Origin of the sequence: Pseudomonas sp. FYR_5, from assembly GCF_043106315.1 — a bacterium.
GTDB lineage: Bacteria > Pseudomonadota > Gammaproteobacteria > Pseudomonadales > Pseudomonadaceae > Aquipseudomonas > Aquipseudomonas putida_Y.
This window is the reverse complement of the sequence record NZ_JBICMK010000071.1, coordinates 18,407-34,659: the sequence shown is the minus strand read 5'-3', so window position 1 is coordinate 34,659 and position 16,253 is coordinate 18,407. Positions and strand designations below refer to the sequence as shown.

At 62.5% G+C, this 16,253-nt stretch carries 13 protein-coding genes; 5 read left to right on the top strand and 8 right to left on the bottom strand.

Annotation, left to right across the window (positions count from 1 at the left end):
- Window positions 1-44: 44 nt before the first annotated feature.
- The 5 genes from hemB to glaH all read right to left on the bottom strand — a co-directional run bounded on the left by hemB (window position 45) and on the right by glaH (window position 6,081).
- Window positions 45-1,019 (bottom strand): porphobilinogen synthase, encoded by a 975-nt coding sequence (hemB, locus tag ACF8RA_RS11475; protein WP_010953815.1) that lies wholly within the window; start codon window positions 1,017-1,019, stop codon window positions 45-47.
- A 196-nt stretch (window positions 1,020-1,215) separates the two neighbouring features.
- On the bottom strand, window positions 1,216-2,109 hold the full coding sequence (locus ACF8RA_RS11470; protein ID WP_392514510.1) for a PA4780 family RIO1-like protein kinase: 894 nt from the start codon (window positions 2,107-2,109) through the stop codon (window positions 1,216-1,218).
- Between the two features lie 87 nt (window positions 2,110-2,196).
- Window positions 2,197-3,588 carry a GABA permease gene (gene gabP, locus ACF8RA_RS11465; protein ID WP_176684614.1) on the bottom strand — a complete coding sequence of 464 codons (1,392 nt, stop codon included), beginning with the start codon at window positions 3,586-3,588 and terminating at the stop codon, window positions 2,197-2,199.
- A 150-nt stretch (window positions 3,589-3,738) separates the two neighbouring features.
- Window positions 3,739-4,989, bottom strand: a complete 1,251-nt coding sequence (lhgO, locus tag ACF8RA_RS11460; RefSeq protein ID WP_176684615.1) for an L-2-hydroxyglutarate oxidase — start codon at window positions 4,987-4,989, stop codon at window positions 3,739-3,741.
- A gap of 114 nt (window positions 4,990-5,103) precedes the next feature.
- Entirely contained in the window at window positions 5,104-6,081 is a 978-nt protein-coding gene (gene glaH / locus ACF8RA_RS11455; protein ID WP_176684616.1) for a glutarate dioxygenase GlaH, read from the bottom strand.
- 194 nt (window positions 6,082-6,275) lie between these two features.
- Here glaH and csiR point away from each other — a divergent pair, with 194 nt between their 5' ends.
- From csiR to ACF8RA_RS11440, 3 genes are all read left to right on the top strand, one after another.
- Window positions 6,276-6,971 carry a DNA-binding transcriptional regulator CsiR gene (gene csiR / locus ACF8RA_RS11450; protein ID WP_209966397.1) on the top strand — a complete coding sequence of 232 codons (696 nt, stop codon included), beginning with the start codon at window positions 6,276-6,278 and terminating at the stop codon, window positions 6,969-6,971.
- A gap of 74 nt (window positions 6,972-7,045) precedes the next feature.
- Window positions 7,046-7,726 carry a response regulator transcription factor gene (locus ACF8RA_RS11445; RefSeq protein WP_176684618.1) on the top strand — a complete coding sequence of 227 codons (681 nt, stop codon included), beginning with the start codon at window positions 7,046-7,048 and terminating at the stop codon, window positions 7,724-7,726.
- A complete protein-coding gene (locus ACF8RA_RS11440) occupies window positions 7,704-9,095 on the top strand; it encodes a HAMP domain-containing sensor histidine kinase (RefSeq protein WP_176684619.1) in 1,392 nt (463 codons plus the stop codon). Before ACF8RA_RS11445 ends, ACF8RA_RS11440 begins: the two co-directional genes overlap by 23 nt.
- Window positions 9,096-9,225: 130 nt before the next feature.
- Here ACF8RA_RS11440 and cysS read toward each other — a convergent pair whose 3' ends face one another.
- Together cysS and ACF8RA_RS11430 are read right to left on the bottom strand one after the other, a co-directional pair.
- Complete coding sequence (gene cysS / locus ACF8RA_RS11435; protein ID WP_103444506.1) at window positions 9,226-10,608, bottom strand: cysteine--tRNA ligase; 1,383 nt, start codon at window positions 10,606-10,608, stop codon at window positions 9,226-9,228.
- Between the two features lie 9 nt (window positions 10,609-10,617).
- On the bottom strand, window positions 10,618-12,321 hold the full coding sequence (locus ACF8RA_RS11430) for a glutamine--tRNA ligase/YqeY domain fusion protein (RefSeq protein WP_392514544.1): 1,704 nt from the start codon (window positions 12,319-12,321) through the stop codon (window positions 10,618-10,620).
- A gap of 248 nt (window positions 12,322-12,569) precedes the next feature.
- Here ACF8RA_RS11430 and ACF8RA_RS11425 point away from each other — a divergent pair, with 248 nt between their 5' ends.
- A complete protein-coding gene (locus tag ACF8RA_RS11425) occupies window positions 12,570-13,070 on the top strand; it encodes a peptidylprolyl isomerase (RefSeq protein ID WP_176684620.1) in 501 nt (166 codons plus the stop codon).
- Window positions 13,067-13,789 carry a UDP-2,3-diacylglucosamine diphosphatase gene (locus ACF8RA_RS11420; protein WP_176684621.1) on the top strand — a complete coding sequence of 241 codons (723 nt, stop codon included), beginning with the start codon at window positions 13,067-13,069 and terminating at the stop codon, window positions 13,787-13,789. The genes ACF8RA_RS11425 and ACF8RA_RS11420 overlap by 4 nt, the downstream gene beginning before the upstream one ends.
- Before the next feature lie 81 nt (window positions 13,790-13,870).
- Here ACF8RA_RS11420 and ACF8RA_RS11415 read toward each other — a convergent pair whose 3' ends face one another.
- Window positions 13,871-16,183 carry an acylase gene (locus tag ACF8RA_RS11415; RefSeq protein ID WP_339443141.1) on the bottom strand — a complete coding sequence of 771 codons (2,313 nt, stop codon included), beginning with the start codon at window positions 16,181-16,183 and terminating at the stop codon, window positions 13,871-13,873.
- Window positions 16,184-16,253: the final 70 nt, after the last annotated feature.

The window sequence follows — 16,253 nt, the reverse complement described above, 5'->3', positions numbered from 1 at the left end:
AAAGCCGCTGCAATGGCAGCGGCTTTCATGCCGAAGGCCTGGCTTCAGATACCTTCGCGCGCCAGGTCCATGGCGAAGTAGGTCAGGATCAGGTCGGCACCGGCACGCTTGATTGCGCCAATGCTTTCGCGCACCACCCGGCCTTCGTCGATGGCACCGGCCAGGCCACCGAACTTGATCATCGCATACTCGCCACTCACCTGGTACGCCGCCAGTGGCAGGCGCGAAGCGGCGCGGATGTCGGCGATCACATCAAGGTAGGCACCGGCCGGCTTGACCATCAGCACGTCCGCCCCTTCCTGCTCGTCGAGCAGCGACTCGCGCACCGCTTCGCGGCGGTTCATCGGGTTCATCTGGTAGCTTTTGCGGTCGCCTTTCAGTGCGGTGCCACCGGCCTCACGGAACGGGCCATACAACGACGAGGCGAACTTGGTGGAATAGGCCATGATCGCGGTGTCGTGGAAGCCGGCACCGTCCAGGGCGCTGCGGATTGCCTGCACCTGGCCGTCCATTGCCGCCGAAGGGGCAATGAAGTCGGCACCGGCAGCGGCGGCGATGACAGCCTGCTTGCCCAGGTTGGCCAGGGTGGCGTCGTTGTCCACGCCATGGTCATGCAGCACGCCGCAGTGGCCGTGGCTGGTGTATTCGCAGAAGCAGGTGTCGGACATCACCACCATTTCCGGCACGGTGTCCTTGCAGATACGCGACATGCGCGCAACCAGGCCGTTTTCGTTCCAGGTGTCGCTGCCGTCAGCATCCAGGTGGTGCGATACGCCAAAGGTCATCACCGACTTGATACCGGCGCGGGCATAGCGCTCGATTTCCTGGGCCAACAGCTTCTCGGGGATACGGTTGACACCGGGCATGCTGGTGATCGGCACGAAATCATCGATGCCCTCTTCGACGAAGATCGGCAGGATCAGGTCTTCAAGGCGGAACTCGGTTTCCTGGAAGATCGTGCGCAGGGACTCGTTCTGGCGCAGGCGGCGGGGACGAACGGACGGAAATTGGTTGGACATGACAGCTCCAGGGAATTTGAACGGCGTATACCTTATGCCTGTCGCGCGCCAGTGAAAAGGCTAAATGACGAGATTGTGTCTTGCGTCAATGGCAACGCCCGGGGTTTGCCTGTGTTGGCCTCTTCGCGGGTAAACCCGCGCCTACAAATCCAGTAGGAGCGGGTTCACCCGCGAAGCGGCCGGCACAGGCACTAAATTACTGCAGCCAGGGCGGCGTCACCTCCTCTGCCTTGGCCGGCCCATGCTCAGCCTCGGCGCGTGCCGCACGGCGGCGAGCGTCGTCCATACGGGCGGCGTCGATCTCGCGCATCACCCCGGTTACGTCAGCCTCATGTTCGTCATCCTCGAACACCCCGGTCAACGGGCTGTCGGGCAGCAACTCGCCGGCCTCGTACAACGCCCACATCTCCTGCGCATAGCGGGTGATTTTCAGCTCCGGGGCAAAGCGCCCGAAATAATGGGCCATGTTGTCCACATCACGCTGCAGCATGCTGAAGGCGTGGTTGTTGGCGGCTGCATCCACTGCCTGCGGCAGGTCGATGATCACCGGCCCGTCCGGGCCGAGCAACACGTTGAACTCGGACAGATCACCATGCACCATTCCGGCGCACAGCATCAGCACGATCTGGCGAATGACGAAGGCATGGAACGCGCGGGCATCTTCAACTTCCAGGTGTACGTCGTTCAGGCGCGGGGCCGCATCGCCATCGGCATCGGTCACCAGCTCCATCAGTAGCACGCCGTCCTGGAAGTCGTAAGGCTTGGGCACCCTTACGCCCGCACCGGCCAAACGGAACAGCGCAGCCACTTCGGCGTTCTGCCAGGCATCCTCGGCTTCTTTGCGGCCGTACTTGCTGCCCTTGGCCATGGCCCGGGCCTGACGGCTGTTGCGCACCTTGCGGCCTTCCTGGTATTCGGCGGCCTGGCGGAAACTGCGCTTGTTGGCTTCTTTGTAGACCTTGGCGCAGCGTACCTCGCTGCCACAGCGCACCACATACACAGCGGCTTCCTTGCCACTCATCAACGGCCGGAGTACTTCGTCGACCAGGCCGTCTTCGATCAACGGTTCGATTCTTTTAGGTGTCTTCATCAGGCTGCGTTCAGGGTCCTGGCTTTGTTGACGGACATCCTCTCACAGCCTGATGCGACTTGCTCGTCTGTCTTCAGGCCAGACGAATCAGGCGCGCTGCCCTACGCCAGCCACGGCCCCGCCGCGCGCCCGGCGCCGGGTGACCAGCACCCCCGAGCACACCACCAACACCGCCAGCACCATCGTCGAGACCACTTCCAGGCGATGATCCGGGCGGAACAGCATCAATACCAGTACGCCGCTGATGAACAGGATCACGCCCCAGGTCAGCCACGGGAACAGCCACATGCGGTAACCGAGTGTCTTGCCCTGTGCCGTCAGGCGCTGGCGCAAGCGCAACTGGGAAATGGCGATGACCAGATACACCAGCAGGGCAATGGCGCCGGAGCTTGCCATGAGGAAGCCAAACACCTTGGCCGGCACCAGGTAGTTGGCGATCACCGCCAGGAATGCAGCCCCCGTCGACAACAACACGGCCACCACGGGTGTACCACTGCGGCTGGTTATCTGGGCACAGGCCGGGGCATCACCACGACGGCTAAGCGAATAGACCATGCGCGAGGCGGTGTACAGCGAGGAGTTGAGGCAACTGGTCACCGAGGTCAGCACCACGAAGTCGATGATGGCCTTGGCATTTGGCACGCCGAGGGTGTCCAGCACCGTGACGTAAGAACCCTCGGTAGCCAGGCGCGGGTCGGTCCACGGTACCAGTGCGATGACGATGAAGATCGACAGGATGTAGAACAGCGTTATCCGCCAGATCACCGAATTGGTGGCCTTGGAAATATGCTTGCCCGCCTCGTCGGATTCAGCCGCAGCAATGGTCACCACCTCGGCCCCGAGGAACGAGAACATGGTGATCAGCATGGCGCTCAGCACTGCACCAAAGCCGTTGGGCATGAAGCCCCCGGTATCCCACAGGCGCGAAACGCCGCTGACGCCGGACCCCGGCAACAGGCCGAAAATGGCGCAGACACCCAGGGCGATGAAGCAGACAATGGCCACCACCTTGACCAGTGCCAACCAGAACTCGAACTCACCGTAGTTCTTCACGCTGAACAGGTTGGTGGCCGTCAGCAGTAACGTGATCACCAACGACAACACCCAGATCTCCATCTGCGGGACCCAGGAGTTGATGATGGTAGCGGCGATATTGGCCTCGATCGGGATGATCAGCACCCAGAACCACCAGTACAGCCAACCGATGGTATAACCGGCCCACTTGCCGATGGCGAGGTCAGCATAGGTTGAGAACGAGCCGGTATCTGGGGATGCAACGGCCATTTCGGCCAGCATGCGCATCACCAGCACCACCAGGCCGCCCGCCAGGATATAGGCCAGGATGGTGGCCGGCCCCGCTTCGGCGATGGCGCGGCCAGAGCCGACAAACAGCCCGGCGCCGATCACGCCGGCAATGGACAGCATGGTGACATGCCGTGATTTCAATCCATGACTCAAATTGTTCTTGTGGGTTTGCATGGCGCTACCTTGTTGTTTTTGTCATGCCCACGCAGGGGCCGCCGGCTGCACGTCACCGACGCAGGCGCGAAAAAGCCCGCCCTGCCCTGAATGGTGAGCAGGGCAGTACGGGTTGAGTAAAACGAAACCGCAAAAGGTGTTACTGGGCTGTCAGCTGGCAGCCCTCTGGTTGGCCGACAGGTCGGCCTTGGGGAAGCTGCCGCCCTGCAGGCCGACCTGCTCGCACACTTTCTCGACGATGTAGGCGCCGATCGGTATGGCCGAAGTAGCGGCTGGCGACGGTGCGTTGCACACGTTGACACTGCGTGCAGTGTTGACGAACAGGAAATCGTCGATCAGCTTGCCGTCGCGCGACACCGCCTGGGCACGCACGCCGGCCGGGTAAGGCGTGAGGTCGGCTTTGCTAATGCTCGGGCAGTACTTCTGCACCTGCTTGAGGTACCCGCCCTTGAACAGCGAGTTCTTCATCTCGATCAGGCCCGGGCGGAAGTTCTTCGCCAGCACCTTGAGGATGCCGGGCGTGGTCAGGGTCTGGAACAGGTCGCTGGGGCTGACATCGGTCTTGCGGTAGCCCTCGCGCTTCATCGCCAGGACGGCGTTGGGGCCTACGGTGACGGTGCCGTCGATCATGCGGGTCAGGTGCACCCCTAGGAAGGGCATCGACGGGTCGGGAATGGGGTAGATCAGGTGGTTGACGATCTGATTGTGCTGCTTGGGCAACAGGTAGTATTCGCCACGGAACGGGCAGATCACGAACTCGGTACGCAGCCCGAGCATGCCCACCACGCGGTCGGCCATCAGCCCCGAGCAGGTCACCAGGAAACGGCTGCGCAATTCATCACGCGGGGTGCGCACGATCACTTCACTTGCCTGCTCCTGCAGGCCGACCACTTCTGCGCCATAGCGGATTTCGCCACCGGCACGCTGGAACTCTGCCGCCATCGCAGCAGTCACCTGGGCGTAATTGACGATGCCGCTGGACGGCACGAAGATCCCCCCCATACCGACGATGTTGGGCTCACGCTCGCGCAACTCGTCAGCCGACAGCCAGTAGCGCTCCAGGCCATTGGCCGCGGTGCGCTCCCACAGCGCCTTCATGCGCTGCATTTCCAGATCGTTGGTGGCGACCAACAGCTTGCCGCACTCGTCGAAGCGGATGCCGTGCTGGGTGCAGAAGGCTTTGGTCGCCTTGTTGCCTTCAAGGCAGAAGCGCGCCTTGAGGCTGCCGGGGGTGTAATACACGCCGGCGTGGATCACGCCGCTGTTATGGCCGGTCTGATGGCGGGCCGGACCAGACTCTTTCTCCAGCAGGAGCATCTTCGCATCCGGGTAGACCTTGATCAGGTGCATGGCCGTGGACATGCCCACAATCCCGCCGCCAATAATGATGAAATCGTACACAGCCTTACCTCACACGCAGGCATTGCCTGGCAGGCTCACCAAGGCCCGCACGGGGCCTAGTGGCATTGTTATGTGCAAAAACGCGTGGACGAGCGCCCGCCCCGCGCCCTGTCATTATTGCCCGCGCTGGTACAGCGGCTTGGGGAAGGCGACGTAACCACGCTGGCGCATCAGTTCGCGGCGCAGGCCCTCGTGCGGGGTGAAGCGATCGCGGCCATGCAGCCAGAACAGGTTGTTGATCAACAGGAAACTGCCTACGCCTACCGGTACCGAGACCTTCTTGCCGCTGCCTTCCAGCGACTCGGACAAGGCGTTCAGCCAGATACCTTCCTCGTAGTTTTCCGGCTGCACGAACTGGTCAATGTAGCGCATGGTCGGCCGGCCTTCGGCATCGGTGTCGAATACCGAATGGAACACATCTTCGGCAACCTTTTTGCTCGGCGGTGCGGTCCAGCGCATTTCGCGACGGGCCATCGGGTGACGGAAGAACGCCTCGCACTCCTCCCAGTCGTCCAGATGCAGCAGCAGCGAGTTGCCGCCTTCCATGTTCTTTTCGTCGATCTTCAGCATCAGCACGTAGTCGGTGATCTGGTTCACGAACGTGCCGTCGTTGTGCAGTTCCATGACCCGGTGCGGCTGGCGCAGGTAGCTGTCGGAGTTGTCGCTGTTGACCACCACGAAGCGCGCATAGAACTGGCCACTCATGGCGTCATAGTTGGAACGGCCGATCAAGTGGGCGCAGGCGGTGGTGAACTTGACCATGTCTTCGGCCTGGCTCACGTCATCCAGGCCGACCGGGGTAATCAGCATGCCGCCTGTGGCGCGATCGAGGATGGTGTTGAGCAGCACCGGGCGCAGCGTGCCCTGGCACAGCTCGTCAAGGATTTCGCCTACGCGAAAACGCAGGAACGACTTGTACTCCAATGCCTGCACCGGCCATTGGGCAACGGCCTGCACGAACGCTTCGACGGTTTCACGGGCAAAGGTCAGTTCCAGCAGGCGCGGCGACTGTTTCGAGGGGGCGATGGAATAGCCCTGCGGTTCGAGGGGCAGCGGCATGACAAGTTCGTCGATCTGCGTAAAGGCGTTCATGGCAATGTCCTGGCTAAAAAGTAGGTGGCGCCGTCCGGTAATGACCTGGATCAGTGCGGGCGAGGTAAAAATATCGCCACAAAATGAAAATGTCTACATTTTTATGATTCGACGACACTATTTGTGTTTGTCCATTGTTTTTCGCCGACAGAGGGTTTCGGTATGATCGGCAAAACGTTTTGAGGAACAGGATCTTGGAAGCGCTCGCCCCCCGACAAAACTCAGCATTCAGCGGGTATGAGAGGCTCAAGCAGGACATCATCCGCGGGGTGTTCAAGCCCGGTGAAAAGCTGTTGATGAGTGCCCTCAAGGAACGCTACGACCTGGGTGTGGGCCCGTTGCGCGAAGCTCTGTCGCAACTGGTGGCCGAGCACCTGGTCAACGCGATCAGCCAGAAAGGCTACCGGGTAGCGCCCATGTCGCTGGATGAGATGAACGACATCTACGACGCCCGCGCCAACCTGGAAGCGATGATCATCGCCCTGGCCATCGAGCGCGGCGACGACGCCTGGGAGGCGTCGGTGCTGGCCCACTCGCATACCCTGGCCAAGGTGGTAGAAGTAAAAACCCGCGAGCAGCGGCTGGATGTGTGGGACGAGCGGCACAAGGCGTTTCATACTGCCATTGCCTCGGGCTGCGGCTCCAAGCACCTGCTGCAGGCACGCACCTACCTGTTTGACCAGGCCGAGCGCTACCGCCACCTGTGGCTGACGCAAACGGTGTTTTCCGAACAGGCGCTGGCGCTCAAGCGCCAGGAGCATGCGGCACTGGTCGAGGTGATCCTCGCCCGTGATGCCAAACGCGCCAGCGCCATGATGCGCGCGCACCTGATGACACCGGTACCGATCATTGCGCAGATCATGCATGCCGAAGGCATCGGTGCACGCTAGATGAATTTTTCTTAAATCGCCGGTTGTCTATTCTTTGGCACAATCAAATCTTCATTAGATGCCCGGGAACCAGCATGCCTCGCGTACTGACCATCGAAGACGACGCCGTCACCGGCCAGGAAATCGTCGCCGAACTTACCAGCCACGGCCTGGAGGTGGATTGGGCCGACAATGGCCGTGAAGGCCTGGCCAAGGCCATTGCCGGCGGCTACGACCTGATCACCCTGGACCGCATGCTGCCCGAGGTCGACGGCCTGACCATCGTCACCACCCTGCGCAACCTCAAGATCGCTACGCCGATCCTGATGATCAGCGCCCTCTCCGACGTCGATGAGCGGGTGCGCGGCCTGCGTGCCGGCGGAGACGACTACCTGACCAAGCCGTTCGCCTCCGACGAAATGGCCGCGCGAGTCGAGGTATTGCTGCGCCGCAACAGCGTGCCCATGACCCAGACCCGCCTGCAGGTTGCCGATCTGGAGCTGGACCTGATCAGCCACGAAGCGCGCCGCGGTGACAATACCCTCAACCTGCTGCCCACCGAGTACAAGCTGCTGGAGTACCTGATGCGCCACAGCGGCCAGGTGATCACGCGGATGATGATTTTCGAGGAAGTCTGGGGCTATCACTTCGACCCGGGCACCAACCTGATCGACGTGCACATCGGCCGCCTGCGCAAGAAGATCGACTCCCCCGGCCAGTCGCCGCTGATCCGTACGGTACGGGGCTCCGGCTATGCCATTGCTGAACCCGTCTAAAGGCTGGAGCTCCTCTACCAGCCGCCTGCTGGCACTCTACAGCTTTCTGTTCGTGGCCTGGAGCAGCATCCTCATGGGGGTGCTGTATTTCGAGGTGTCCAGCTACCTGAGCAAACTCACCCGTCACTCCATGCTGCAGCGCCAGCACCTGTTCGCACACATGAGCGGCAAGCAGCTGGACGATGCCCTGATTGCCAGCCAGGCGTTCGAGGAGCGCAGCTTTGACGCCTACGGCCTGTTCGACCCTCAGCTCAACCCGATTGGCGGCAGCGTGCGGGCCTTGCCCCCAGAGCTCAGGCTGGACGGCAAGATCCATGAGTTGAAACGCTGCCTGGATGCCGACGACCCTCGCATGCCTCGCGACAGCTGCGACGCGGTGGCAATCAATGTACAGGATGGCCGGTGGCTGGTGCTGGTACGTGACAACGGCTCGCTGTTCGTGGTTACCCGGATCATCCTGCACGCCCTGCTCTGGGGCATCTCGCTGACCCTGATCCCGGGTTTTGCCGGTTGGTACTTGCTACGGCGCAGGCCGCTCAAGCGTATACGTGCGATCCAGGCCCAGGCCGAACTGATCGTCGCCGGCGACCTGACCCACCGCCTGCCTCTGTCGGCCCGCCGTGACGAACTGGACATGCTTGCGGCGATCGTCAATGCCATGCTCGACCGCATTGAACGGCTGATGCACGAGGTCAAGGGTGTGTGCGACAACATTGCCCATGACCTGCGCACACCGCTGACCCGCCTGCGCGCCCAGCTGTACCGTATTCGCCAGCAAAGCGACGTGGACTCTGCGCAAGCCGAAGCACTGGACCAGGCCATCGGCGAAACCGACACCTTGATGGCGCGCTTTCGCGGGTTGTTGCGCATCAGCGAGCTGGAAGACCGCCAGCGCCGCGCCGGCTTCGTCCAGCTTGACCCGCATGAGCTGCTGGTAGAGCTGCACGATTTTTACCTGCCATTGGCCGAGGATGGCGGCATTCACCTGCAGTTGCACCAACCTGCGCAGCTACCGGCACTGCACGGCGACCGCGAGCTGCTGTTCGAGGCCTTGGCGAATCTGGTGGGCAACGCGATCAAGTTCACGCCCGAGGGCGGTCGTGTGCGCATTGCCGCCACGCAGGATGACAACGGCGTGCACATGGCGATCGAGGATAGCGGGCCTGGAATTCCCGAAGCAGAGCGAACGGCTGTACTGAAACGGTTCTATCGCAGCGATGAGGGCCACCGCCATGCCGGCTTCGGGCTGGGGTTGTCGATCGTGGCGGCGATCGTCGACCTGCATGGGTTCGGGCTGGAGATTGGCGAAAGCGAATTGGGTGGGGCCAGGCTGGTATTGCACTGTCCGCTTGCGGGTCTAGGCAAATAAAAGCTGGGGCCGCGTTGCGGCCCTTCGCGGGCACGCCCGCTCCCACAGGTTGGCGCGACATTTCAAGTGTGCGCTATCCCTGCGGGGAGCGGGCGTGCCCGCGAAGGGCTGCACCGCAGCCCCAGTTACTTCAGTCAGCCAGACGCCAGGTAGTCGTGCCCTTGCTGTCTTCCAGCACCACCCCCATGGCAGTCAGCTGGTCGCGAATGCGGTCGGACTCGGCCCAGTTCTTGTCCGCACGCGCCTGCAGGCGCGCCTGGATCAAGCCCTCGACTTCAGCCGCATCGACCTTGCCTTCGGCACCGGCACGCAGGAAGTCATCGGCCTCCAGTTGCAGCACACCCAGCACATCCCCCAGCTCGCGCAGTCGACCGGCCAGGCCGGCAGCCGCTTCCGGGTCGCTGTCACGCAGGCGGTTGATCTCGCGCACCAGGTCGAACAGAACGGCACAGGCTTCGGGGGTGCCGAAGTCGTCGTTCATCGCCACGCTGAAACGCTCGACAAAGGCTTCGCCACCCTTGGCCGCCACCCGTGGCAGGCCGCGCAGGGCGTGGTAGAAGCGCTCCAACGCACCCTTGGCGTCACGCAGGCTGTCTTCCGAGTAGTTGATCGCGCTGCGGTAGTGGCTGGCCACCAGCAGGTAGCGCACCACCTCCGGGTGGTACTTCTCGAGCACGTCGCGGATGGTGAAGAAGTTGTTCAACGACTTGGACATCTTCTCGCCGTTGATACGGATCATGCCGCAATGCATCCAGGCGTTGGCGTACTGCTTGCCAGTGGCCGCCTCGCTTTGGGCAATCTCGTTCTCGTGGTGCGGGAACTCCAGGTCGCTGCCACCGCCGTGAATGTCGAAGCTCTCGCCCAGGCAGCAGGTGGACATCACCGAGCACTCGATGTGCCAGCCCGGGCGACCCGGGCCCCATGGCGATTCCCAGCTCGGCTCGCCCGGCTTGACGCCCTTCCACAGTACGAAGTCGAGCGGGTCCTGCTTGGCTTCGTCGACCTCGATGCGTGCACCGATACGCAGGTCTTCGATCTTCTTGCGCGACAGCTTGCCGTAACCGACGAACTTGCCGACGCGGTAGTACACGTCGCCATTGCCTGGCGCGTAGGCGTACCCCTTGTCGATCAGGGTCTGGATCATCGCGTGCATGCCGGCGATATGGTCGGTGGCACGCGGTTCCTGGTCCGGCGGCAGGATGTTCAGGCGGCGTTCGTCTTCGTGCATCGCGTCGATCATGCGGGCGGTCAAGGCGTCGAAACTTTCGCCGTTCTCGTTGGCCCGGTTGATGATCTTGTCATCGATGTCGGTGATGTTGCGCACGTAGGTCAGCTCATAGCCGCTCTTGCGCAGCCAGCGGGTGACCAGGTCGAAGGCCACCATGCTGCGGCCATGACCCAGGTGGCAGTAGTCGTACACGGTCATGCCGCACACGTACATGCGCACCTTGTTGCCATCCAGCGGCTTGAAGGTTTCCTTCGCTTTGCTCAGGGTGTTGTAGATGGTAAGCACGGCGGTTCCTCAGCTGCCCCAGGAGTCACGCAGGGTGACAGTGCGGTTGAACACCGGGCGGCCCGGCTGGCTGTCTTTCAGGTCGGCGCAGAAGTAGCCTTCGCGCTCGAACTGGAAGCGGTCCTCGGGCTGCGCCTGGGCCAGCGACGGCTCGGCACGGCAACCGCTGAGCACTTGCAGCGAAGCAGGGTTGATGTTGTCCAGGAAGCTACCGCCCTCCTCGGTCTTTTCCGGGTTCGGCGAGCGGAACAGGCGGTCGTACAGGCGCACTTCGCACTCGACGCTGCCCTCGGCCGGCACCCAGTGGATCACGCCCTTGACCTTGCGGCCTTCAGGGTTCTTGCCCAGGGTGTCCGGGTCGTACGAGCAACGCAGTTCGATGATATTGCCATCGGCATCCTTGATCGCTTCGTCAGCACGAATCACGTAGCTGCCGCGCAGGCGCACTTCACCGGCCGGTTCCAGGCGCTTGTAGCCCTTCGGCGGTTCTTCCATGAAGTCGTCGCGGTCGATGTACAGCTCACGGGAGAACGGCAGCACACGCACGCCCATGTCTTCCTTCGGGTGACGTGGCAGCTCAAGCTGCTCGACCTGGCCTTCCGGGTAGTTGGTGATGACCACTTTCAGCGGGCGCAGCACGCACATGGCGCGTGGCGCGGTGCGGTCCAGATCGTCACGGATGCTGAACTCGAGCATCGACATGTCGACCACACCGTCGGAACGGTTGGTGCCGATCATTTCGCAGAAGTTGCGGATCGAAGCCGGCGTATAGCCACGGCGACGGAAGCCGGACAAGGTCGACATGCGTGGGTCGTCCCAGGCGTCGACGTGCTTCTCGTCCACAAGTTGCTTGAGCTTGCGCTTGGAGGTGATGGTGTAGTTCAGGTTCAGGCGGCTGAACTCGTACTGGCGCGGGTGTGCCGGCACCGGCAGGTTGTCGAGGAACCAGTCATACAGCGGACGATGCCCTTCGAACTCCAGGGTGCAGATCGAGTGGGTAATGCCCTCGATGGCGTCCGACTGGCCGTGGGTGAAGTCGTAATTGGGGTAGATGCACCACTTGTCGCCGGTCTGGTGGTGGTGGGCATGGCGAATGCGGTACAGGATAGGGTCGCGCAGGTTCATGTTTGGCGAGGCCATGTCGATCTTGGCCCGCAGCACGCGCTCGCCGTCCTTGAACTCGCCGGCCTTCATGCGGGCGAACAGGTCGAGGTTTTCTTCCACGCTGCGCTCGCGGAACGGGCTGTTCTTGCCCGGTTCCTTGAGGTTGCCGCGGTACTCCTTGGCTTGTTCAGGGGTGAGGTCGCAGACATAGGCCTTGCCACGCTTGATCAGCTCGACCGCCCAGTCGTGCAACTGATCGAAGTAGTCGGAGGCGTAGCGCACGTCGCCGCCCCACTCGAAGCCCAGCCATTTGACATCGCTCTGGATGGCGTCGATGTACTCCTGGTCTTCCTTGGCCGGGTTGGTATCGTCGAAACGCAGGTGGCAGACGCCGCCGAACTCCTTGGCCAGGCCGAAGTTGACGCAGATCGACTTGGCGTGGCCGATGTGCAGGTAACCATTGGGCTCCGGCGGGAAACGGGTGACGATGCTGCTGTGCTTGCCCGAGTCCAGGTCGGCCTGGATGATCGGCCGCAGGAAGTTCGCAGGGACAGCGGGGGCGCCTTTGGCAGCGGCGTTGGGCGCGTTGTCGGCAGTGGGCTTGCTCATAGGATCCTTGAATGCGTGTGTCCAGCCTGGGTAGGCCGATTGAATCAAAGGGCCTATCATAGCCGAAGCAGTCAAGCTGCTGACAGCCGCGCCCGGACAAACTGATGTGATTTATCACGGCTTTTTGCCGCAGCCTGGCAAAATGGCCAGTGCGCGCCATGTGTCGCGATCGCCTGATCCTGCGTCTGGTGATAACCCGCGCCCTGCGCACCCTAATTTCTGATTGCCTTGAAAGAGCGAGTTTCAGCATGTCCAAAGTCAAACTGAGCACCAACCACGGCGACATCGTCCTGCAACTGGACGCCGAGAAAGCGCCGCTGACTACCGAAAACTTCGTTCAGTACGTCAAGGATGGCCACTACGATGGCACCGTATTCCACCGTGTGATCAAAGGCTTCATGATTCAGGGCGGCGGCTTCGAAGCCGGCATGAACCAGAAGAAAACCCGCGCCAGCATCCAGAACGAAGCCGACAACGGCCTGAAGAACAAGAAGTACAGCATCGCCATGGCCCGCACCATGGAGCCGCACTCTGCCTCGGCGCAGTTCTTCATCAACGCCTCCGACAACGACTTCCTCAACCACAGCGGCAAGAACGTGCAAGGCTGGGGCTATGCCGTATTCGGCGAAGTGATCGAAGGCCGTGAAGTGGTCGACGCCATCGAAAAGGTCGCCACCGGTTCCAAAGCTGGCCACCAGGACGTACCGGCAGACGACGTGATCATCGAGAAAGCCGAGATCATTGAGTGATTCTGCTGATCTCTGATCTGCACCTGCAAGAAGAACGCCCGGATATTTCCCGGGCGTTTCTTGATCTGCTCGATGGCCGCGCCCGGCACGCCAAGGCCCTGTACATCCTTGGTGACTTCTTCGAAGCGTGGATTGGCGACGATGCCATGACGCCCTTCCAGCAGTCGATCTGCCAGGCCATGCGCCGGCTGAGCGACAGTGGTACGGCCATCTACCTGATGCATGGCAACCGTGACTTCCTGATTGGCCAGGCCTTTTGCGAGGCGGCGGGCTGCACGCTGTTGAACGACCCCAGTGTGATCGAACTGGGCGGTGAACAGGTGCTGCTGATGCACGGCGACACCCTGTGCACCCGCGACCTGGGCTACATGAAGATGCGCCGCCTGCTGCGCAATCCGCTGAGCTTGTGGATCCTGCGCCACCTGCCGCTGTCGGCCCGCTACCGGCTGGCGCGCAAGCTGCGCAATGAAAGCCGTACACAAACGCGGATGAAGTCCACCGAAATCGTCGACGTCACGCCAGAAGAAGTACCCAAGGTGATGGCGGCGCATGGCGTGCGCACCCTGGTGCATGGCCATACCCATCGGCCGGCGATTCACAAGCTGGTGGTCGACGGGCAACCGGCACGGCGTATCGTACTGGGCGACTGGGATCGCCGCGGTTGGGCCTTGCAGGTTGACGAACAGGGCTTTCAGCTGGCGCCGTTCGAGTTTTCCTGACATTACAGGGGCTCGCGGGCAAGCCCGCAGGCCCCTGTAGGAGTGGGTTTACCCGCGAATGGGCCGGCGCAGACTGACGCCTCAGGGCTGGCTGACTACCGCCCCTTTGTCCCGCTCACTGATCACCACTTCCCGATACTCCGGGTCTGCCTTGATCTGCGCCTCGGTAAACGGAATCACCGCCAGTTGCTTGGCCGCAAATGCCTTGGTCTGATCACTGGCATGCGCCGAAGCCTTCTCACTCGACTGGGAGAACGCCAGCAGGCCACGGGCTTCTGGCCCCTTGTCGGTGAAGCTGACCAGTTGCAGGTAGCTGGTGCCACTCACCACCAGCCGCTTGCCCTGCCCGTGCGGCACGCTGTAGATCGCGTTGTACACCCCGAGCGCCTGCGGGCCACCCGGTACCGGCGTGCCATCAAGGGCCTGTTGCACCTGCCCCCAACGGGCATTCCGGGCAACGCCACTTTCACTGACCTGCTTGAGCGACACCAGTGCTGCCTGATGTACCCGCTTGCTCACCGCCGCCTGCTCGACAGCCAGGCCGCGTGGGGTGTGTTGCGGGTCGGCCGGGTTGAATGCCACTCGCCAGCTTTCCGGGTCCTCAGCCAGCGTATTGAAGAGGTTCTGGAAGTGCACCAGGCCCATACCACTGTCGAGGTCGGCCTTGCCGTTCCAGGCGGCCAGGCTGCTGCACACTGGCTGCACATCTGCACTGGCACCCTTGCACCATTGCAGCAGGTCTGGCAACACCAGGCTGGCCAGGTACACCTCGTCATCGGTGACCATGCGCTGCAGTTCATCTACCCCTAGCCGGGCTTTGCCTTGCAGGCGCTGCAGGGCAAAGCGACCACGCATGCCCAGCGGCTGGTCACTGCGGCTGACCAGTGGCGAATAGCCAGTCAGCGGCTGCGCCGGGTTGGCCATCCAGGCCGGGTCGTTGGAGTTCTGCACGAAGTCTTCACGCTCCAGGCTTGGCAGTAGCCGCGCCGGGAAGATGCCCGGTTGCGCAGCCTGCGCGTCAACCTTCCACTGGCATGCACTGCGCGAGCCATCCAGCACCACCAGGCGCCCTTGCGCCTGCGGGTTGCTGCAGGCATCCAGCAGTTGCTGGTCGACATAGGGCACGACCGACTGGTTCAGGTACAAAGCCCGCCCCCCTTCGTCCACGGCCAGCGTGTTGACCCACGGGATACCCTGCAACTGTTCGACCGAACCCTTCAACGCCGTCAGGCTGTCGGCACGGTTGATCTGGTACCACTGCTGCAACACCCGTGTGTTTTCAAGGTTGGCGTCTCGCAAGCTGTAAGCCGCCTGCGCATTCCAGTCCAGGTGACCTGGCCATTGCACCACAGGGCCGAACTGCGAACTGTAGACCTGCCGCTCAATCTGGCTCAGGCTGCCATCCGCGGCCTTGGCCATAACACGGATGGTTTGCCGGGCCATCGGCAGCGACTTGCCATCGAGCATATAGCGGGTCGGGTCTTTGGGGTCGAGTTGCAGGCGGTAGAGCGTGAAGTGCTTGGAGGTGTCCACGGTGTGCGTCCACGCCAGGTGCTTGTTGAAACCGATGTTGACGACCGGCAGGCCTGGTAGCGCCGCCCCCATCACATCGAGCTGCCCGGGAATGGTCAGGTGCATCTGGTAGAAGCGCATGCCGCCCATCCACGGGAAGTGGGGGTTGGCCAGCAACAGGCCGCGGCCATTGGCTGAGCGCTGCGCGCCTACTGCCACCGCATTGCTGCCGCGCTCCGAAGCGAACCGCGCCTGCCGGGCCAAAGCGGTGGCAAAGTCCGCTGACGATTGCTGGCTGGTCAGCGTTGGCGGTTGCGCCCCCGCCAACGCCTCGACGAACTGCCCGACACCGCCCTCGGCCAGCAAACGGCGGGTCAGCTTGACCAGATCCTGGCTGCTGATGGGCCGCACCCACTCACCGTCGCCACACTCGGCAGGCAGCCCTTGACGACGGCGCTCGGCCAACGCCCGGTTGTAGCCGCTGGCATAGCCCGCCAGCAATGCCTGCACCGGCGCGGGTTGCGCCTGCAGGAAGGCATCGACCGCCGCTGGGCTGTTGAGCCAGGTGAAGAACAGGTCGCTGGCCAGGTTGTCACGCTGCTCCAGGGTCTTGCCCTTGGTGCCGAAAAAGCGTGAGCGCTCACCGTTCACGGTCAGCACTTCATTGGCAAGCAGGCATAAATTGTCCTGGGCGTAGGCATAGCCGACGCCATAGCCCAGGCCACGCTCATCCTTGGCCACGATATGCGGTACGCCGTAACGGGTGTGGCGGATCTGGGCAGTGGCATCGGCTATCGCGGGCTGGGCCTGCACGCCGACGCTGAAGGCCACCAGGGCAGCGGCCAGGCCGGCGCAAGTCATGGGACGGCAAAGTGGAAACACGGGCACTCCTCGGGTTCGGGGGTCATCCCGATCAGACGAATGGCCAGATGAATATTTTACGTATTACAAG